Annotated in this window: 18 protein-coding genes; 2 read left to right on the forward strand and 16 right to left on the reverse strand. The window is 44.1% G+C overall.

Annotated features, from left to right (window positions below; genetic code table 11):
- Positions 1-71: 71 nt before the first annotated feature.
- The 15 genes from ACKTT9_RS24110 to ACKTT9_RS24180 form a co-directional block, all read right to left on the reverse strand.
- On the reverse strand, positions 72-2,279 hold the full coding sequence (locus tag ACKTT9_RS24110; RefSeq protein ID WP_407867905.1) for a penicillin-binding transpeptidase domain-containing protein: 2,208 nt from the start codon (positions 2,277-2,279) through the stop codon (positions 72-74).
- Positions 2,280-2,294: 15 nt separating this feature from the next.
- A complete protein-coding gene (gene ftsL / locus ACKTT9_RS24115; RefSeq protein WP_407867906.1) occupies positions 2,295-2,729 on the reverse strand; it encodes a cell division protein FtsL in 435 nt (144 codons plus the stop codon).
- A 20-nt stretch (positions 2,730-2,749) separates the two neighbouring features.
- On the reverse strand, positions 2,750-3,700 hold the full coding sequence (gene rsmH / locus ACKTT9_RS24120) for a 16S rRNA (cytosine(1402)-N(4))-methyltransferase RsmH (protein WP_407867907.1): 951 nt from the start codon (positions 3,698-3,700) through the stop codon (positions 2,750-2,752).
- A 27-nt stretch (positions 3,701-3,727) separates the two neighbouring features.
- On the reverse strand, positions 3,728-4,165 hold the full coding sequence (gene mraZ, locus ACKTT9_RS24125; protein WP_157321586.1) for a division/cell wall cluster transcriptional repressor MraZ: 438 nt from the start codon (positions 4,163-4,165) through the stop codon (positions 3,728-3,730).
- Positions 4,166-4,290: 125 nt separating this feature from the next.
- Positions 4,291-5,376: a DUF4349 domain-containing protein gene (locus ACKTT9_RS24130; RefSeq protein ID WP_407867908.1), complete on the reverse strand. Its 1,086-nt coding sequence runs from the start codon at positions 5,374-5,376 to the stop codon at positions 4,291-4,293.
- A 136-nt stretch (positions 5,377-5,512) separates the two neighbouring features.
- Positions 5,513-6,775, reverse strand: a complete 1,263-nt coding sequence (locus tag ACKTT9_RS24135; RefSeq protein ID WP_407867909.1) for an adenosylhomocysteinase — start codon at positions 6,773-6,775, stop codon at positions 5,513-5,515.
- Between the two features lie 12 nt (positions 6,776-6,787).
- Positions 6,788-8,422: a bacillithiol biosynthesis cysteine-adding enzyme BshC gene (bshC, locus tag ACKTT9_RS24140; protein WP_407867910.1), complete on the reverse strand. Its 1,635-nt coding sequence runs from the start codon at positions 8,420-8,422 to the stop codon at positions 6,788-6,790.
- Between the two features lie 152 nt (positions 8,423-8,574).
- Complete coding sequence (locus tag ACKTT9_RS24145) at positions 8,575-9,537, reverse strand: ABC transporter ATP-binding protein (RefSeq protein ID WP_157321594.1); 963 nt, start codon at positions 9,535-9,537, stop codon at positions 8,575-8,577.
- Complete coding sequence (locus tag ACKTT9_RS24150) at positions 9,530-10,567, reverse strand: ABC transporter ATP-binding protein (RefSeq protein WP_407867911.1); 1,038 nt, start codon at positions 10,565-10,567, stop codon at positions 9,530-9,532. The genes ACKTT9_RS24145 and ACKTT9_RS24150 overlap by 8 nt, the downstream gene beginning before the upstream one ends.
- Positions 10,568-10,580: 13 nt before the next feature.
- A complete protein-coding gene (locus ACKTT9_RS24155) occupies positions 10,581-11,513 on the reverse strand; it encodes an ABC transporter permease (RefSeq protein WP_157321598.1) in 933 nt (310 codons plus the stop codon).
- A 3-nt stretch (positions 11,514-11,516) separates the two neighbouring features.
- On the reverse strand, positions 11,517-12,449 hold the full coding sequence (locus ACKTT9_RS24160) for an ABC transporter permease (RefSeq protein WP_407867912.1): 933 nt from the start codon (positions 12,447-12,449) through the stop codon (positions 11,517-11,519).
- Positions 12,450-12,555: 106 nt separating this feature from the next.
- Positions 12,556-14,238: a peptide ABC transporter substrate-binding protein gene (locus tag ACKTT9_RS24165; protein WP_407867913.1), complete on the reverse strand. Its 1,683-nt coding sequence runs from the start codon at positions 14,236-14,238 to the stop codon at positions 12,556-12,558.
- Between the two features lie 401 nt (positions 14,239-14,639).
- Complete coding sequence (locus ACKTT9_RS24170; protein WP_407867914.1) at positions 14,640-15,041, reverse strand: DUF3397 domain-containing protein; 402 nt, start codon at positions 15,039-15,041, stop codon at positions 14,640-14,642.
- A 15-nt stretch (positions 15,042-15,056) separates the two neighbouring features.
- Positions 15,057-16,016 (reverse strand): ketopantoate reductase family protein, encoded by a 960-nt coding sequence (locus tag ACKTT9_RS24175; RefSeq protein WP_407867915.1) that lies wholly within the window; start codon positions 16,014-16,016, stop codon positions 15,057-15,059.
- Between the two features lie 109 nt (positions 16,017-16,125).
- Entirely contained in the window at positions 16,126-16,779 is a 654-nt protein-coding gene (locus ACKTT9_RS24180; RefSeq protein ID WP_157321609.1) for an RsfA family transcriptional regulator, read from the reverse strand.
- Positions 16,780-17,146: 367 nt separating this feature from the next.
- On the opposite strand from ACKTT9_RS24180, the gene ACKTT9_RS24185 reads away from it, so the two are divergent.
- Positions 17,147-17,377, forward strand: coding sequence for a DUF2626 domain-containing protein (locus ACKTT9_RS24185; protein WP_028558057.1), 231 nt, complete (start codon positions 17,147-17,149; stop codon positions 17,375-17,377).
- 59 nt (positions 17,378-17,436) lie between these two features.
- Here ACKTT9_RS24185 and ACKTT9_RS24190 read toward each other — a convergent pair whose 3' ends face one another.
- Positions 17,437-18,558, reverse strand: coding sequence for a class I SAM-dependent methyltransferase (locus tag ACKTT9_RS24190; protein ID WP_407867916.1), 1,122 nt, complete (start codon positions 18,556-18,558; stop codon positions 17,437-17,439).
- 90 nt (positions 18,559-18,648) lie between these two features.
- Here ACKTT9_RS24190 and ACKTT9_RS24195 point away from each other — a divergent pair, with 90 nt between their 5' ends.
- A complete protein-coding gene (locus tag ACKTT9_RS24195; RefSeq protein ID WP_407867917.1) occupies positions 18,649-19,614 on the forward strand; it encodes a hypothetical protein in 966 nt (321 codons plus the stop codon).
- Positions 19,615-19,714: the final 100 nt, after the last annotated feature.

Raw genomic sequence — 19,714 nt, forward strand, 5'->3', positions numbered from 1 at the left:
ATAAGTCAGTCTCATTCCTAACATGACTATTCGGGACAAACAGGGGTTAGAACAAGCCTGCTACTTTCAGGCTACTTTGTACTTGCTACCGCCGGTTTATCGCTTAATGGTTTCAGCGTCAGTGTTGCACTGCGCCCTTCCCCCTCACCTGCACTCGTTTGCTCCGAGACATAACCCTCGCCAGAAGTTTGGCAGTCCACTTTGAAGAAGGAGCAAGCTTCTACAGCATCGCGCAAGGATCGACCCACTAGGTTTGGCAGGGGCATTTCACTAACGTTCTGCATGGCCACATATATTCGTTGCGTGGATAAGATTTCAGTTCCCGGTTTGGGGAATTGATCGACAACTTGATCTCCCTTGCCGAAAACTTCCAATGGTAAATTACTCTCCTTCGCCGCTGCTTTCGCATTGGCCGATGTCATTTCCATGAAATTAGGCACTTTTAATTTGTTCGCTTCTTTGGCAACCATTTGTGTTTGCTTGCTTGATTTAACCCCCATATATTGCAGGGATTCCCCAACAATATCTTTAAAAGCAGGCGCTAAAACTTGTCCGCCCAAATGGTAATTGCCGCCAAGATCAGGTTGATCTGCGATCAGCGTGACGAGGATTTTCGGATCTTCAACGGGTGCATAACCAATAAAAGAGATAACCCAGGTATTGGTTGAGTACGTTTTTTCTCCAGGAAGTACCAAGTTTGCCGTACCTGTTTTGCCGGCTACGCGGTACCCTTCCATGTAGGCCAACTTCCCTGTTCCGATATCTTGATCGGAGACGACTTGTTCCAAGTAGCCGCTGACCGTAGCTGCCGTCTTCTCGCTCACGACTTGACGCACGACTTGCGGCGCGAAGGATTGAATGGGTTTCCCTGTTTTGGGGTCCAAGATGTCCTTCACAATGTGCGGCCACATTAATTTACCACCGTTCGCCATTGCTGCATAAGCGGCCGTTTGCTGAATGGCCGTAACAACGACTTTCCCTTGTCCGTACGTTGCTGTCGCATATTCAGATGGATACTGCATATCGATAAGTCCTTTAACTTCATTTGGCATATCGATGTTCGTTTTTTCATTGAATCCAAATTTTTCAATATAACTCTTGAGCTTAGATTGCGTGAGCTTCTCGATTCCTAATTTGACGAAAGCTACGTTACTAGACCGCTTAAGACCATCCAGATACGAAATTTTGCCCCAACCCACACGGTTGTGGTCATGCAGCTCTCTATCCTGCACACGAATCATACCTGACTGGTACATTTCATTGGGATTGAACAACCCCTCTTCGACCGTACCAGCTAAAGTGACAATCTTGAATGTCGAGCCAGGCTCATATCGGGATGCTACTGCATTATTTTTAAAATCACTTTGATCTTTTATATTCCAGTACGTATTCGGATTAAAGGTCGGTGTATTCGCCATACCCAAAATTTCCATCGTTTGCGGATCGACCGCAATAGCCGTCAAGCTTTTGGGATGCCATTTATCATTTACTTTGGCCAAAGCGCTTTCCAAATAGAACTGAATGTTCTTGTCAATGGTGAGCCGCACATTGTTGCCGTCTTCCGCCGGTTTAAAATCAACTTTGGCATCCGGCAACTCTACGCCTTTGCCGTCTTTTTCATAGCTCAGCATGCCAGGAACGCCTTTCAGCGTGTCGTCCAGCTTCAACTCTAAGCCAAGTGAAGCTTTACCTTCTTTGTTCGTATATCCAAGAATATGCGCAGCTAGCGTTTCCCCTGGATAATATCGTTTCTTTTCTTCAATGATCCCGATTCCGATGTTCGTTTTCGCCGATTTATTCAATCGCGTTTGCATGGTTGTAATGAAGTCACGAACTTGATCCGCTTTCTCCTTGTCAATTTTCCAGCCTTCATTGCGAATTTCGACATTGACCGCGAAATCGCTGCCGTCCGGCTTCTTCCTCGTGGCCAGCTCGCGGATCTTGTTTTCAAGCGTTGCTTTGGTCACATCGGATTCTTTCAAAATATCCGCCAACCCTCTGGCGATATCATCCGCCGCACGCAGACTATCAATCATTTTGGGATTCAGCGTAACGGTGTAGGCGGTTCCTTCTTCAGCGAGCACTTTATTATTTCGATCCAGAATGGTCCCACGAACAGGCGCGATAATTTTGTCCGTCTCCCATTTTTCTTCCGCTTGTTCTAGCAACCAAGAGGCATCTACTACTTGAATCCAATAGACTTTAGCAATAAGGACAACAAAAAGAAGGGTGAAAAACCCTCCAATGAGTAAAGAACGCAGCTTAATTTTTTTTGTCATATCGATACCTGCCCGTTACGGTTTAGAAGCAGCTTTAGTATTTTTACTGCTGCTCGTGCTAGTTTTCGGTTTGGCCGGAGTCACTAAACTTACCTTTTTGTCATCATCTAAATTAAAACCGAGGCGGACAGCTTCCTCTTTGAGACGATCAGGACTTTGCAGTTTCTCTACTTCCTGCTTCAAAGCGCTGTTCTGAGCTTGAATCTCGCGAATTTCTCCTTGCATTTTCAATATGCTTGCATTCATTTGATAGATGGACGCGTATCGCCAAATGATCACACCTGCAACAAGGACACAGAGGAGAACCGTGAACAGATACAGCATTTTTTCTTGGGTCGGCAGCGATTTATTGCGGTAAACAACTTTCGTTGTCTCTTTAATCTTAACCTTAGCTGCTGGAACAGTCCGTTTCCGGTCAAGAGCTAAATTTCCCTGGATGTAAGATGGCATATCAACTTCCTCCTTTTGTGTCAAAGCTTTTCGGCAATACGTAATTTGGCTGATCTTGCTCTTTGGTTCACCTCAAGTTCATTCTCACTAGGTATGATCGGTTTGCGTGTTACTAATTTAAGGTCACCGGATTTATCGCAAACACACATCGGAAACGCCGGCGGGCACGTACATTTCTCCACATTTTTGACGAAAAATTGCTTGCAGATGCGATCCTCCAAAGAATGGAACGTGATAACCGCTACTCTGCCCTCCGGAGCCAAACATCTCACAGATTGCTCCAACGCTTCTTCAAAAGCGCCCAACTCATCGTTTACCGCAATGCGCAGCGCTTGAAAACTTCGCTTAGCCGGGTGGCCGCCTGTTCTTCTTGCGGCTGCAGGAATTCCTTCCTTAATCAGCTCAACAAGCTCACCTGTGGTTTCAATCGGCCCTTTGGTCCGAGCTTCGGCTATGACGCCTGCAATGCGCCGTGAAAATTTCTCTTCCCCGTATTCAAACAAAATCTTCGCAATTCGCTCAGGAGCCCATTCATTGACGATCGTTTTGGCGGTTAATTCCGTCGTACGATCCATTCTCATATCAAGCTCTGCATCTTGATGATAGGAGAAGCCTCTCTCTCCATCATCCAACTGCGGGGACGATACGCCAAGATCGAAGAGAATCCCATCAACCTGCGGTTTTCCATCCCGTAGTGCTCTTGGCTCATTCATGAGCACCTGCTCCAAGTCTCTGAAGTTGCTTTTCACGATTTTCACGCGATCCAGGTATGGAGCTAGTACGGTTTGAGCATTAGCCAGAGCAACATCGTCCTGGTCAAGGGCAATCAGTAACCCATTAGGACCTAATTTAGAAGCTATGAGGGAACTATGCCCCGCACCTCCCATCGTACAATCCACGTATACGCCATCAGGCTTTATATGTAAACCTTCAACTGATTCTTCTTTTAGTACCGTCACATGATGAAACAACTTGGTGTCCTCCTAAATTTCAAGCATCTATAAATCAAAATTAAAGTCGACGAGTTTCTCCGCTATTTCATTGAACGACTGTTCCGATTCATTGGCATAGCTTTCCCAAATTTGCTTACTCCAAATCTCTACTCGATTGGAAACACCGATAACGACGCAATCTTTTTCAAGCTTGGCGTGATCGACGAGATTGCCAGGAATATTCGCCCGACCTTGTTTATCAAGGTCGCATTCGGTTGCGCCCGAGAAGAAAAAGCGGGTGAATGCACGTGCATCTGATTTCATCAGCGGCAATGCCTTCAGTTTTTGTTCGAGAATGGTCCACTCGGAGCGAGGGTACACGAACAAACACTGATCTAGACCGCGAGTGATAACGAAGGATTCGCCAAGGGCTTCACGAAACTTGGCCGGGATGATCATTCGGCCTTTTTCGTCTATGCTATGTTGATATTCCCCCATGAACATAGCATGGCGTCCCCCTTTCCCTCCACTTCGTACCACTTTTCACCACTTTTTAATGTTAATTCGCCAATAACGCAACAAATCCTGCTTTTTGAGCAGGATTTGTGAAAAAATTTTCATTTTTGGGTCTATTCTGCGTCTATTGTTCCTTGTTTCTCATCTTCAAGTGAGTTTAAAGAAGCATTTTGCTCTTTGAGCTGATTTCGCATCGCAGCCAATTGCTTGTTTCTTTTGCGCCTGTATACCCAAATCGGAATACCGATCAACAGTGCAATTACGAGGATTGGGAACGCAGCCGCCAGGAAAACAAGGATCCCTTGCAGCACAGCTACTAGTACATTTAGGCTAGAGTTCCATGCTTTCTCGATCCGCTCGTTTAAGCTAAGTTTGCTTGGATCCGAAAGGAACGGCTTCTTATCCGTTTGTTGATACATCCGAATTTCAATCGTGGAATAAGCAACATTTTGATCCAAATACCTCATTCGACCCTTGATCTGTTCGATTGCCTCTTGCACTTTCGAGAGCTCATTCGAGAAGGCCAGCAAGTCATCCGTCTTTGAAGCTTTTTCCATAAATCCGAGCAATCTCGTTTCAACCAGCTGTTTGGCTTTCAAACGCGAGCTGAGATCAACGTATTCTTCCGTTACATCCTGCCCTTGCACATTCCTTTGCAGAGACGGACTAATCTTCTCCAGGCCATCCAACAAAGAAACAAAGCCATTGGCCGCTACTTTGATGGTATACGTGCCGCCTCTCTCTCCTGTATTGGCGTTCTCCGAAAACTGCAGGATGTAAGCTCCGCTCAAAGTCACAAGGTCTCTAATCGCTGTTTGAGCCTTCCCGTAGTCATCAACGGGCATAACCAAATTAGCCCGGTAAATCAGCTTACGATTAAATCCCGCCGCTTCATCGCTGCCCAATGCCGGCATGACAGTCATCGTCGCATCTTTGCCATCGGCCGGCGTTTGAGCCGTCCCTGACTCTGCCGCTTTGAGATCACTCGTCGTATGTACCTGAACGGCAGGAGCCGCGGCATTTTGACTTTCAGCGCGCGGTGCTTCTTTCGCCATTGCCCCACTGTTTGAACTCATTTTTTGCTCTGAAAATGATCCGGCATCATTTTTGGAAGAGCTGCATCCAGCAACTAGACTGCCTATCAGCATACACACAGCAAGCAGCAATGAAACCTTTTGACCCCACTTTTTGACCCCCATCTTGCCATCCCCTCGCTACCAAATATAGGTTATACACCCTATAAACGGGCAACGAACAAAAAATGTTGCAAAATTTTTACAAATAAAAAAACCTCTCAGACCACTGAAAAGCGGTCCGAAAGGTTCTCTAGTTCTTTTAATGTTCTGCCCAACTGTCAAGGTACAGCTTTTGCTCATCACTTAAAGAATCAATGCTAGTGCCTAACGACTCCAATTTGAATCTGGCCACTTGCTCATCCAGTACATAAGGCACGTTAACAACTGTTTTCCCTAATTTATTATACTCGTCATTCACATATTTGAGAGACATCGCTTGCAGCGCAAACGTCATATCCATGATTTCAGCCGGGTGTCCGTCACCTGCCGCAAGGTTCACAAGGCGACCTTCAGCCAATACATAGATTTTACGGCCATCAGTCAGTTGATATTCTTCAATGTTGCGACGAACCGTACGTTTGGAAACCGATTGTGCTTCAAGCTCAGGTTTGTTGACTTCTACGTCGAAATGGCCTGCATTCGAAAGAATAGCGCCATCCTTCATCACTTTATAGTGTTCGCCGCGGATAACATCCTTGTTGCCCGTTACCGTCACGAAGAAATCACCTAATTTCGCCGCTTCAATCATCGGCATTACCGCAAAACCGTCCATGTAAGCCTCAACGCCTTTGATAGCGTCAATCTCTGTTACGATCACATTAGCGCCAAGTCCTTTAGCCCGCATCGCCACACCTTTACCGCACCAGCCGTAGCCGACAACAACAACTGTTTTACCCGCAACAACCAAGTTCGTTGTACGGTTAATACCGTCCCAAACGGATTGGCCTGTGCCATAGCGGTTGTCAAACAAGTATTTACAGAAGGCATCATTCACAGCAACCATCGGGAATTCCAGTTTCCCTTCTTTTTCCATCGCTTTCAAACGAAGAATACCGGTTGTTGTTTCCTCCGCACCGCCGCGAACTTGAGCAGCGAGATCTTTACGTTCGGAGTGAAGAATGGATACCAGATCCCCTCCGTCGTCAATGATCAGGTCAGGCTTCGTTTCAAGCGCCTTAATCAACAATTCCTTGTATTCTTCCGGGCTAGGGTTGTATTTCGCGAATACCGTAATACCGTCCTCGACAAGCGCAGCACAAACGTCATCCTGTGTAGAAAGTGGATTACTGCCTGTAATCGTAACATCCGCTCCGCCTGCTTTTACCACTTTAGCCAAGTAAGCTGTTTTGGCTTCCAAGTGCAAGGAGATGGTTACTTTTAACCCTTTAAAAGGCTGCTCTTTTTCAAATTGCTCACGAATTCGGTTCAAAACAGGCATATGCGCCTGAACCCAATCAATTTTCAAATGGCCTTCAGGTGCCAACGCCATATCCGTAACAATACTTTTTTCAACAGTTGTCATATCTATTTCCTCCTACAAATAATAAACACGGTGCAAACCGTCCACAGGAATCGGCGTCTCGACAAGCGCACGCAGCCAATCATTCCCATATCGATTCATATAAACACACCCATTATACACTCTTTCTTGCGGCTTTGCTAACGGTATTATGGTTAGTCGAATGCGCTCTAACTGTCTTAACGTCGCATCAAACTGTGTTTTGTACGCATCCGAAGCTTTATTTTGCAGGAATTCGATCTGTTCCAAAATCTTCGTCAAGTTCGTATCTCCGAGCTTTTTAATGCCTGGATTAATTTGGGCCAGTGATTCAACAAGAGGCGCATAGCTGGTCTCAAACTCAGTTTTCACCTTATCGAAACGCTCGCCTAGCCGCATTGTATCTTGCGCATCCAGCCAATTCTGTTTCTTTTGCTCAAAACGATGCAGAACATCCTCAAATGTAAAATCATATTTGTGCATCTGCTTCTGAACGGTGCCTTCAATTAAGGTAAACTCCAAGCGCGGCACAACAATCGGCATTTTCATACCGAACTGCTCAAACCCCTGCTTCGTGAGCGCCCAGTACGCAATTTCACCGGCCCCTAACACGCTGGCCAACACAGGGAACAGAAACTCCTGCATAAGCGGTCTGGACATGACGTTGTTGCTCAACTGCTCGGGGCTTGTTACTGCCAGATCATGCAGCTGCTCTTTCGTGAAGCGATATTCCTTTTTCTTATCTGTAAAATATTCACCTTCTCGATGCAGCAGCAAACGGTGCCCTCCAGCGTAAACGAAAAGATTAGCCGCATCCTCTGCAATTTCCGCTTGACTGCTGTAACCTGCCCGCTGCACTTCGTCTTGACTCTTCATGAGAGATGCAGCGAAGGCTTCATTTTGCAAAACAAACTGCTCGAACATTTCCGTTTCTATCGCACGAAGCGCAGGTTCATCGGAATCAATCAGAACAAGTCCGTATTCGCCAAACAGAACAGCCATCCAACGGGCAAAAGCATCGGATAACGTAGCGCTGCCTTCCGTCGTGCTTTCTAATTTCGCCATCAAGGAAGCTTTGAACTCTGTATCCATCAAGGACTGATCCAAGGCCGCCAGAGCGTCCTTCCATGCTTCAGGCTCCAGCGGAAGCTTGCTGACTGACGTGCGGTGCCCTGTTGGGTGATCCACCTTCATTTTGTCAATCTGCTGCGTATTGGACAGGACGTACATATGATTTACTTCATCAAAATCATGGTCTTCGCCAGCGATCCAAAAAACAGGTACGACTGGACGATTTAATTTGGAGCTCCACTCACGAGCGAGTTGAATAATCGTGATGGCTTTGTACAAAACAAGCAGCGAACCGCCAAACAGCCCTGCTTGCTGTCCTCCAACAATGGCAAGTGCCTCTTGGCTCGCTAGCGCGGTAATTTGATCCAGGGCAGCCCCGGTATTACCAATTCGCTCGTTGTATGTTTTCAGCACTTCCACCAAGCGTCCGCGATCAGCCTTCCGTGCGGAATGCCCTTCATCCAGCCACTTAACGCGAGATTGCCAATCTTCTTGATTTCCAAAATAATATGGAAATAATGGTGCAGCTTCTGCTGACTGTTGAATATAATCTTCAGCTAGCTTCTGACTCTTTTTCCAATGAAAAGTTTCCATTTGCATATGCGACTAGTGTCCCCTCTTCATACCAAATAAAACGACTATTCTTTGATTGTACACGGTAGGCATCCAATCGTCAAAACTGTATTTCAAATCATTACAATTGAATACACGAATGCCAAAAAGCCGCCCCTTTCGGGACGGCAAATGAAGGCTTAGTACAAGTGACAAGCTACGAAGTGATTCGGTTCCACTTCTTTGCTTGGCGGCATGGATTCCGCACATTGCGGCATCGCTTGCGGACAGCGCGTACGGAACGGACAACCGCTAGGCGGGTTGAGCGGGCTTGGTACGTCGCCTTGAAGAATGATGCGCTCGCGTGTACGCTCGATTTCCGGATCTGGAATCGGAATCGCTGAAAGCAGCGATTGCGTATACGGGTGCAGCGGTTTCGCGTAAAGATCATCGGATGTTGTAACTTCAACCAAGTTACCTAGATACATAACACCGATACGGTCAGAAATGTGCTTCACCATCGCCAAATCATGCGCGATAAACAAGTAAGTCAGGCCCATTTCCTTCTGTAATCTCTTAAACAAGTTGACAACTTGAGCTTGTACGGAAACGTCCAATGCCGAGATTGGCTCATCGGCAATAATGAATTTAGGCTCGATCGCAAGCGCGCGGGCAATCCCGATACGCTGACGTTGACCACCGGAGAATTCATGCGGGAAACGGTTCGCATGCTCATCATTCAGACCAACTGCGCGAAGCAGCTCCATAACGCGTTCTTTGCGTTTCGCACCGCTGTACAATCCATGAATATCAATACCTTCGGCAATGATATTCCCAACTGTCATACGTGGATTCAAGGATGCGTAAGGATCTTGGAATACCATTTGCATATTCCGGTTAAATTCTTTCAGCTTTTTGCCTTTCAGCTTATGAACATCTTCGCCGTCGAAAATAACTTCGCCTTCTGTCGCATCATAAAGCTTAATAATCGTTCTACCTGCCGTGGATTTACCACATCCGGATTCTCCTACGAGACCGAATGTTTCACCGCGGTTGATTTCGATGGAAAAATTGTCAACGGCTTTCAACACTTTCCCGTTGCCAAGATTAAAATGCTTCTTCATATTGCGAATTTGCAGAATTGGTTTATTGGCATTAGACATGTTGATGACCTCCCACTCCAACAGGACGTTCAACTTTCGGCGCATCAGGATGCAGCAGCCAGCAAGCAGAACTATGCGTCTCGGATAGCGTAGTGTGTTCCGGATCTACTTCCAAGCAATGATTCATTGCATATGGACATCTAGCTGCAAAGGCACAACCTTTTGGAGGTGCAAATAAATCTGGCGGTGTACCAGGAATCGGTACAAGTTCTTCGTTCGCATTTGTATCCAAACGTGGTACAGAACGAAGCAAACCCCATGTATACGGATGCTGCGGATTGTAGAAAATCTCGTCTACAGTTCCTTGCTCGATAATTTTACCTGCGTACATAACCACGACGCGCTGCGCCATATCAGCTACAACACCGAGGTCATGCGTAATTAAAATAATAGATGAGTCCGTCTTCACGGAAATAGTTTTCATCAAATCGATGATTTGAGCTTGAATCGTAACGTCCAGAGCCGTTGTTGGCTCATCCGCAATTAGAAGCTTAGGGGAACAAGCCAGCGCAATCGCGATCATAACACGTTGACGCATACCACCAGAGAGCTCATGCGGATATTGATGGATACGGCCTTCCGGCGAGTTGATTCCGACTAGCTTTAGAATTTCAATCGCTTTCTCGGTTGCCGCCTTCTTGCTTAATCCTTCATGCTTGATAAGACCTTCTGTAATTTGTTCGCCGATTTTCATCGTCGGATTCAGGGAGGTCATCGGATCCTGGAAAATCATACCGATCTCGGATCCGCGAATTTTTTCCATTTGTTTGTTGGAAAGTTTGGTAATATCCGTTTTTCCGTCAAACATGATAGAGCCGCTTTTTATATAACTAGGCGGAGTAGGAATTAAACGCATGAGCGTTTGTGCCGTAACGGATTTACCGCAACCGGATTCGCCTACAATCGCCAACACTTCACCTTTTTTCAAAGAAAAAGATACGCCGCGAACAGCTTGAACTTCCCCCGCATACGTACGGAAAGAAACTCGTAAATCTTTCACTTCAAGCAAATTGTCTTTGGTGCTCATCATTATTCACCCCTTCTTACTTGCGCATTTTTGGATCCAGCGCATCACGAAGCCCATCGCCGAGCAAATTGAAGCTTAACAAAATTAAGCTGAAAATGATTGTCGGGAAAATGAGGCGATGCGGATATAACCGAATATAGTTGGCGCCGTCAGACAACAAGTTACCCAGTGATGCCAGCGGCGGCTTTACGCCAAGACCGATAAAGCTTAAGAATGCTTCAGTAAAAATCGCTGATGGAACAACGAATGTAATTTGTACGATGATGATCCCAAGCGCATTCGGAATCAAGCTGCGCAAAATGATTCTCATCGGCGATGCGCCAAGTGTGCGAGAAGCAAGTACGAATTCTTGTTCTTTGAGCGTCAACATTTGACCACGTACCAAACGAGCCATAGGAACCCAACCCGTTATTGCCATCGCCAAAATAATAGAGGAAACACCTGATCCAATAACCATGATAAGTAGGATCGCGATCAACAAGAAAGGAATCGCATAAACGATTTCAATCGCACGCTGCATCACTTCATCCACTTTTCCGCCGTAATAAGCAGAAATACCACCATAAATAACACCAATAACCAAGTCAATTAATGCAGCAACAATCCCGATGAATAACGAGATACGAGTTCCCCACCATACACGTGTCCAGAGATCACGACCGAAGTCGTCTGTCCCGAACCAATGTTGGGCGTTAGGAGTTATATTTTTAATTTTAAGATCCTGCGTCTGATAATCGTAGCTTGAAACAAAAGGAACAATAATCGCTAATACGATTAAAGCAACCAATATAATTAAGCCAGCCATAGCCAGTCTATTTTTCTTAAGTCGTCTCCAAGCGTCCTGCCAATAATTAAGCGAAGGTCTTACGATTCTTTCGCCAGTTAATGTTTCTTTTGCAACGGGAGCAAACTTGTAGCTATTCTCTGTTGCGTTATTCGGAGTTTGCATGAATTATTTCCCGCCTTTCCCAAGACGAATTCTAGGGTCTACAAAACCATACACAATGTCTGTGATAAAGATAACCAAAATGAGAATGGCTGAATAGAAAATCGTCAATCCAGAAATCATGGTGTAATCGTTGGAGTAAACCGATGAAACGAAATGTTTACCCAAACCTGGCACTGAGAAAATTTGTTCAACAACAAGGGTACCTGTAATAACGTTTACAAATATTGGGCCGATAATTGTGATAACGGGTAATATCGCATTTCGAATTGTATGCTTCACAACAACCGTCATATTGGATAAACCTTTGGATTTAGCCGTTTTAATGTAATCTTGGTTAAGAACATCTAGCATGGATGTACGCATCAAGCGAGCTAAAATGGCAATGGTTCCGAAAGAGAGCGCAATCGCCGGCAAAACACGATAGCTTGGACCTTTCCACAAACCAGCCGGAAGAATTCCCCATTTAACACCAACATAATACGAAAGCAATGGACCTAGTACAAATGATGGGATCGAAACACCCAAAATCGCGATAAACATAGCGGTGTAATCGCCTGCTTTGTTATGCTTAAGCGCCGCAATAATCCCTAAAGTTAGACCAGCAATAATCGCAATAGCGATTGAGATCAAACCAAGTTCCAATGAAGATGGGAATGCTTGTTTGATAATATCTGTAACTTTGTGCGCAGGGAATTGAAAGGAAGCTCCTAGATCGCCATGGATGATATTGTTCAAGAAAGTCAAATACTGTTCCCATAACGGCTTATCTAGTCCGTATTGCTTAAGCAGCATATCTCTTGTAGCTTTAGGAATCTTTTCGGCGCCTTCTCCTAGTGGATTCCCTGGTAAGTTTTTCATCAATACGAAAGTAAATGATGAGATCAGCCATAACGTGATAAGCGCATATAAGAGACGGCGAAGAATAAACTTGACCATATTGCTCCTCCTTTAATAATTTACAGCTCTAAGAAATTTAGAAGAGGCCGCTCCCACGAGGTGCGAACGGCCCCTTCCTTTGATTCAAAACCTTATAGTTCAAAAATTACTTAACAGAAGCCCATTTCAATTCCCACTCTTGACCGAAGGAAGGAAGGATCAAACCATCGATATTCGGCTTTTTCAAGTAAGCGCGAGTACGGAAGTAAATTGGAGCTACACCTTGATCATCCATTAGGATTTTCTCAGCATCAACCAAGTTTTTCGCGCGTTTGGAAGGGTCAATTTCCGTTTGAGCCGCTTTAATTAGTTTGTCATACTCTGGGTTGCTGTAATCACCTTCGTCAAACTCTCCGCCAGTTACCCACATATCCAAGAATGTCATTGGATCGTTGTAATCTGCGCCCCATAGGGAAAGAGCGATGTCGAAGTCATGTTTGGACGACAATTCGATACGAAGTGCGTGTGGAACCGGGTTAGCTTCTGCTTCGTATCCAAGGTTTTGTTTCCATTGTGCAAGGATGAACTCAAGTGATTTTTTAGCAGTTTCAGTATCATCTGCATTCACTTTCATTTTTGGAAGAGCTGTCAAGCCAGCTTCTTTCAAACCTTCAGCAAGCAATTCTTTTGCTTTTGCAGCATCGAATTTTGGTTGTGTATCGCCAGCAGACTTACGGAAGTCGCCGCCTGCACCGTCGGAAGTACCACCTGGTACTAGACCTGTGGATTGAACGGAACCATTCGCAAGAACGGTATCAACAAAAGCTTGACGATCAATTGCCATGCCTAGTGCTTGACGAATTTTCTTGTTAGCCAAGGCTGGAACTTTTTTCGTTTGGTACATCAAGTATGTGTTAGTCAACTCTGGTTTAGGCAGGTTGTCCGGTTTGCCAGCGTAAAGTTTCAATTGATCGCGGTTGATTTCAGTCAAATCAGCAGCATCAGTTTCATACAGGTTAAGACCTGTATTCGGATCTTTTACAATGTTAATTGTTGCTTTAGTAATTTTTACGTTAGCAGCATCCCAGTACTTCTCATTTTTAACAAGTTCAAGCGTTTGGCCGTGATCCCATTTGCTAAGGATGAACGGACCTGCACCGATAACTTTATCAGCTTCCGCGCCGTATTTATCGCCAGCTTTTGTTACGAAATCTTCACGTTGTGGCAAGAAAGTTCCGAACGCAAGCATTTGTGTAAAGAAAGTAACTGGTTTCTCAAGTGTGATTTCAAGTTGTTTGTCGCTGATCGCTTTAACACCAAGAGCATCTTGAGCTTTTTTAACTTCTTCAGGCGTTGTAGCTTTAGTAACAGCTTCTCCACCTTTAATCCAAGCTACTACGAAACTATATTGCCCTTTTGTAGCAGGATCTAATGTACGTTTGAAGGAATAAACGAAATCTTGTGCTTTAACCGGTTGTCCATCCGACCAGTTCGCATTGTCACGAATGTCGATTGTGTAAGTCAAACCGTCAGCAGAGATTTTCGGCATGTCTTTAGCAAGACCAGCAACGGCTTTACCGTCTTTGTCCGTACGATAAAGACCTTCGTTAAATGCGCTGATAAATGTAAAAGCGGCATTTGCTGTTGCTTTGGAGCTATCCATGATCGGTGGCTCTGCACTAAAGTTAATTTTAATTTCTTGCGGTTTGTTGGAAGCTGGTGCTGAAGTACCTTTCGTATCTCCAGATGGGGACGTAGAAGGAGTTTCCTCATTCTTCGCGCAACCAATCGCTACGCTACCCATAAGTGTTAATGCTACTGCTGTTGTAACCCACTTTGTCGCTTTCATAAAACGCCTCCTCTAAAATTATGTATGTCTAGAATATCTATGGTTAGGTGCATTTGATAGTTTTATTAACATCAACCTCACACCTCAGACCCGAAAATAAATGAAACCGCTTCAGACATGTCATAATATATCACGTAAACCTCTGGTAAAAAATTTTACTAGACTCTACGCAAGGAATTATAACATATAACCACGCTTTGTCCAGACTTAATTTACCTAAGTAAGAATAAATGTTAGAAACATTGGAATTTATAGTGTCTTCCGGATTCTAATTATACAACCATCGGTCAATAAAATCTACACGATTTTCATTGTTATTTTCTACAAATCTCAAATAAATATTACAAAGAACAGAAGAAAAGTCTCTTTTTTCGTGTAATTTCAACAAAAGAGACTTTCGTTTATGTCGAAAAAATGTAATTTTTGCCAATATGGACGAAAAAAAGCAAAATGTAAAGCATCGAAAGCCCTAAAAAGCTAAGCCTCCAAACCACTCTGCTTACTTTAAGCAAGTCTGTTTTCCCTTTCAAATGCGTTTGATAACCACCAATAATGCCAAAAGCAATAAGCAGAACAAGCGCGATCATCCAGAACCCAAAATTTGTATGAAACAATCGATTCCACATTAACGAAACCGAACCCAGGAGAAAAAAGGTCGTAACATCCATGGTCAGTCTAGTCGTCATCTTCTTATCACGAAGGAAGTAAAACACTAAAAACCATAATAAAACAAAAGTAATAAACGGTGCAACAGCCAGGACTGCATAAAGTGTGGAAATCCAATTCATCAATACATCCATCATCTTCAACCACCTATTTTATTCTAGTGCTTTCACTAATCGGTACATCGTACGATGTGTAGGAAGTTCGAGGTTCAGCTCATCAGCCATCTGCAATAAACTTCCGTTTATTCGGTCTATTTCTGTGGGCCTGGACTGCTCGATGTCCTGTAGCATAGATGAATGGTTCCTACTTGTAGCCTCACAAACAGTTAAAATGGTTTGCCATAACGTATCAGGCAGCTTGATATCTTTGGCCTCAGCCACGAAACAAGCCTCTCGGTAAAGATCAAACATCAATTCCTTTGTCCAAGTTGACTCCAATAACTCCCCATTTTTCACATGCAAAATAGCTGTAAGAGGATTAATCACGGCATTAATAATCAATTTACTCCAAATTCTTACTTCCATGTTCTTCGACATCTCTGCCCGAAATCCTGCCTCTTCCAGCAAGTTCACTAACAAAAAGTGCGTGGATTTTTTATGATCAGGATCCGTGCACTTAGACACACCTATGTAGGTAACGCCATGACCTGTATGAGAGACTTCAGTTGGACTTTCACGTCTAGCTCCCTCTGTTGTCACAGCAAGCAGCAGCTTATTTTCTCCGTCGTTTTCACTCAGATCAGCCTCATGTCCGATTCCGTTCTGGAAACTAACTAGATATGTATTCTCTGAGCGCCGAGAATCTATATATTGCGCGAGTTTTTTCGTAATTGCGGGCTGCTTGACCATGAGAAATATATAATCATAAGGAAGTACAGGACCAGTTGAACTAGCCAAAGACTCCTTGTCTTCTTGATAATGACTAAATTCTATGAAACCCCCGCGAGTTGTCCTATGGCGCTCGGTCGTTCCGCCTAGCATTATGCCTTCTTGAGCAAGCTGATCAGCTTGTTCTTTCGTTCGTGCAATTACGGTCAAATGCTCACACAAAGCCGACAGCTTGGCAGCAAATAAAAGACCTAACGAGCCTGCTCCAATTATCATAATTCGCATTCTAGTTCCTCCACTCATAGCATTCGTCATCATTATACAACAAAAAAGCCTCAGTCCAAGGATTCACCTTGATCTGAAGCTTTTCTCTCGACTAGAACAGCAGACTGGTTTACTCTACTCTCTCTAAATTGCCGTTCGCATCCATTTTGAAACGCGGCTTCTCTTCTTCCTCTTCTTCCACCAAAAAGGCCATTTTCCTCGCACGGTCCATAATTTGAATCAGCGCTTTGTAATCATCGTTGACAACCCGATAATCTGTTTCAACTTCGTTCACTTGTTTATTGAGCTTATTATTTTCTCTGCCCAGTCTATCTAGTTCGTCTTCTTTGTCCTGCAGTTCTTTTTCCAAGTTTTTAATATGACGATTCATATCTTGATACGTATTTCTCCATTGTCTCAAGAACCTGATCACGGCATCAATAGATAACGTTTCTTCTGTAAAAGCTTCCGTTTTGCCCGTTGACAGTTCCGGAGCATCCAGTAATCCAATGGAAGATGATCCGGAAATGGATACAGCCGCATGTTTCTTAAGCTGCGTCCTTTTTTGACGTTGAGCTTTCGCAATTTGGATGGCCGCCTCGTATTTTTTTCTTACAAAGCTGTTCCATCGAAATCCGCATGCTGCCGCCGTACGTCCAATTCGCTCCCCAACTTCTTCAAACGCAGATAATTGCGTACTTCCCTCTCTAATGTGACGCAAAGTCACTTCCGCTAAGATCAAATCGTCTTCATCGCTCCAAGCATCTTGTCTTATAGCCGACATAAGGTTAAACCTCCTAACATAATGTACAGATGCAACGAACTGAAAGAGGTAAACCCATGATTCAGTGGGCCATCTTTCAGTATGAATAAAGAAGAATCAATTCGTGAGTACCCGTGTATAAATTGATTCGTGCCATTATTACTATTTCTATGCCCGTACTAGAGTTCATAGAATCTATTTGATACTAAATGGTATTGCCAAATTTTTTGACACTCATACATGGGATTCCGATAAAAAGACATACTACATCTATATGATGAAATGTTTGCAATTTCGTCACCGTTTGACGGTTTACACTCTTCAGTTCAAAAGGTATAATGTGTTGTAGTTAAAGTGCAACGTGGTACGAGAGGGGGATGTAACGAGAATGGATCGCATGTTTCGGGTTCTAGGTTTTTGGACACTTGTTATCGCACTGATGAGTTTAGCAGGCGATATGATACCTATGTCTCTGATTTTCTTTTTCCAAACAGCTGTATTCGTCATTCTAGGCTATATGCGCTTGTCAGAACGAACTTACATATTGTTGTTCTGGGGATATATGATTATTTCCTTCAGTGGGTTTACGTACTGGTCATTTTTCAAAATGTCCATCTAGTACAAGGACAACAACAAACAAAAAGGTGAGCCGATGGTTGTCCATCGGTTCACCTTTTTTCATTTCGCGGCAATTAGCACCTTGAACAGTTCGCTCATTTGATCACTAAGGAGCAATTGCCTTATAGCCCTGTTGCGCTTAGAAACTTCACTAAAGGGATTGGGATCGTAATGATTTTGCAATTTTTCCAAAATACCACGTTCCACCAGAAAATCTCTCTGCGTCAGAAGTCGGCAATTGGCAAAACCGTTCTGTCGGGCGGCTGCTTCCACTGCACTAAAGTTTACATGGGAAGTTAGATCCTGTTCACCCTGATAGATCCATGGATTCTCATGCGCTTGATGCTTCCGGTAACACATCAATGTGCCCAAGTGCCTGTGAGCCGCGAACAACTCTTCTTCGGTGTCGCCATAGTCAATAATAAGACAACTGCCGCTAGTCATCCGTTTGGAAATTCGGGATATCCAAGCCTCACTCTCAAGATTAAGCTCACCGATTTGGCCATCTAACCAATGAACCTTTAGGCGATCTATGGTGTCTAATAGAGGCTTGGACTTAATAGGCAGCCAAATTTCACTAAAAGTCCGATCTCGCTCCTGCCACGTAACATAAGATTCTTGAAAAGTCCCGTCTACATATCGGATTCGATGGACCGGAAAAGCATCCAACAGTTCATTTGCCAAAATAAACATATTCGCTTGAGGTTCCTCGTCCAACCATTCCTTCTCACTTGTAAACCGAAGAAGCTGCTCGTGCATATTCAGAGCAGTGCGCTGAAGTCCACGGTGAAAAGCGCTAGTTTCAATGATTGTATAGGTCACGCGTTCGTAAATTGACGGCGCACTTCTTTTTAATTCATCCAAGAGATGCAGGGCCATGCGACCGTTTCCCCCGCCCCACTCAACGAAATGCAGCGTTTCCGAACCGAGAAGTTCCCGTCTTTGAAGCTCATCTCCAATAAAAGAGGCTATCATTTCCCCCATCACAGATCCGATGGAAGAACTGGTATAAAAATCGCCTTCTTTTCCGATTTTGAGGCTCTCATTTCGATAATACCCGTAAGGTTCGCTATAGAGGCATAGCTCCATATAGTCTCGAAACGAAATCGCCTGGTTTTCTGAGGAATGTATAACGTGAATGATCGTTGAAACCAATTCCGGATGTCCGAGCTTAAGATCCAATTAAAGCCACCTCCATTTCTTTACTTAAAGACAAAGCAGCTGGAAACCATTATAATGAATAAGGATCATGGAAGGAGAGACAAAACACGCATGTCAAAGAAGTGGATAACCCTTACAGCGGTAACAGCCATCAGCTTGCTATCGTTGACAGCTTGTACAGACAATACAAAAGTAAAAGAAGCTTTGGAACAATCTCTCAATAAACAGAAGGAAATGAAGTCTTACACCTTTGAAGGAAGCACAACACTCGCCATCAGTGATGCTTTGTTGAAAACATCCAACCCTTTGACGAATAGCCTTTTATCTCTGGTCAAAGACAGCACGATAGATTGGAAAGGCATCAGCAATGTAGAACCGCTTCAATTCCAAACGGATTTGAAAATTACCCCTAAGGGCTCTACGTCACCTTTCGAGATACCAATTCTCATTAAAGATAGCAAAATGTATTTTAATATGCCAGCATTAAATAAGACGGCTGACGAGTATTATGCGATTGATTTGCAGCAAATGAGCCAAACCAGCAAGAGCCCATTAACGTTGGATACGTTGAAAAATACTTCTCAGCTCTCCACTTCATTAGGCAATCTAGTATTTAGCGGCATTGATCCAAAATGGTACAAAGAAGCCAAGGAGCCTGTCAAGTTAAAGGACGGATCATCGGCCAAGTCCATCAGTGTTGAGCTCACAAGCAAAAATGAAAAAGACATTAATACTGTATTTCAAACTAAGCTGCCTGAGTTTATCGGGACGCTTCAAAATAACGGCTTTATACCGGCCGACAAAGCGGAACAGCTAAAGAAATCACAGTCTGGTGCCATCCAGCTGAAAGCTCCGAGCAAAATGGTTGTCGCGATTGACGACAGCGGTTTTATCCGGGACCAATCCATCAATGTTGTGTTTCAGATGACCGTGGATGGCAAGCCCCAAGAGAACCACATCGTCGTTCATCAAACGTATGACGCTATCAACCAAGCAACTGCTTTAACGAAGGAAGTACCGAAGAATGTCAAAAGTTTTGATGAGATTCTGAAGCTAATAGCACCTGTCAAGAAATAAGAAACCTATAGGAAATACTTACTTCGTCCCCCGAGGTAAGTATTTTTTTGTGCTTCATTTAATAGAAATATGATAATCTGTTCATAGGGGGAGAATGCGT

The organism is Paenibacillus sp. P36, assembly GCF_045866505.1.
GTDB classification, from domain to species: domain Bacteria; phylum Bacillota; class Bacilli; order Paenibacillales; family NBRC-103111; genus Paenibacillus_E; species Paenibacillus_E chondroitinus.

Coding starts and splice junctions, on each gene's coding strand:
- ACKTT9_RS24110 (WP_407867905.1), bottom strand. CDS start 2,279: ATGACAAAAAAAATTAAGCTGCGTTCTTTACTCATTGGAGGGTTTTTC.
- ftsL (WP_407867906.1), bottom strand. CDS start 2,729: ATGCCATCTTACATCCAGGGAAATTTAGCTCTTGACCGGAAACGGACT.
- mraZ (WP_157321586.1), bottom strand. CDS start 4,165: ATGTTCATGGGGGAATATCAACATAGCATAGACGAAAAAGGCCGAATG.
- ACKTT9_RS24130 (WP_407867908.1), bottom strand. CDS start 5,376: ATGGGGGTCAAAAAGTGGGGTCAAAAGGTTTCATTGCTGCTTGCTGTG.
- ACKTT9_RS24135 (WP_407867909.1), bottom strand. CDS start 6,775: ATGACAACTGTTGAAAAAAGTATTGTTACGGATATGGCGTTGGCACCT.
- bshC (WP_407867910.1), bottom strand. CDS start 8,422: ATGCAAATGGAAACTTTTCATTGGAAAAAGAGTCAGAAGCTAGCTGAA.
- ACKTT9_RS24145 (WP_157321594.1), bottom strand. CDS start 9,537: ATGTCTAATGCCAATAAACCAATTCTGCAAATTCGCAATATGAAGAAG.
- ACKTT9_RS24150 (WP_407867911.1), bottom strand. CDS start 10,567: ATGATGAGCACCAAAGACAATTTGCTTGAAGTGAAAGATTTACGAGTT.
- ACKTT9_RS24155 (WP_157321598.1), bottom strand. CDS start 11,513: ATGCAAACTCCGAATAACGCAACAGAGAATAGCTACAAGTTTGCTCCC.
- ACKTT9_RS24160 (WP_407867912.1), bottom strand. CDS start 12,449: ATGGTCAAGTTTATTCTTCGCCGTCTCTTATATGCGCTTATCACGTTA.
- ACKTT9_RS24165 (WP_407867913.1), bottom strand. CDS start 14,238: ATGAAAGCGACAAAGTGGGTTACAACAGCAGTAGCATTAACACTTATG.
- ACKTT9_RS24170 (WP_407867914.1), bottom strand. CDS start 15,041: ATGATGGATGTATTGATGAATTGGATTTCCACACTTTATGCAGTCCTG.
- ACKTT9_RS24175 (WP_407867915.1), bottom strand. CDS start 16,016: ATGCGAATTATGATAATTGGAGCAGGCTCGTTAGGTCTTTTATTTGCT.
- ACKTT9_RS24180 (WP_157321609.1), bottom strand. CDS start 16,779: ATGTCGGCTATAAGACAAGATGCTTGGAGCGATGAAGACGATTTGATC.
- ACKTT9_RS24185 (WP_028558057.1), top strand. CDS start 17,147: ATGGATCGCATGTTTCGGGTTCTAGGTTTTTGGACACTTGTTATCGCA.
- ACKTT9_RS24195 (WP_407867917.1), top strand. CDS start 18,649: ATGTCAAAGAAGTGGATAACCCTTACAGCGGTAACAGCCATCAGCTTG.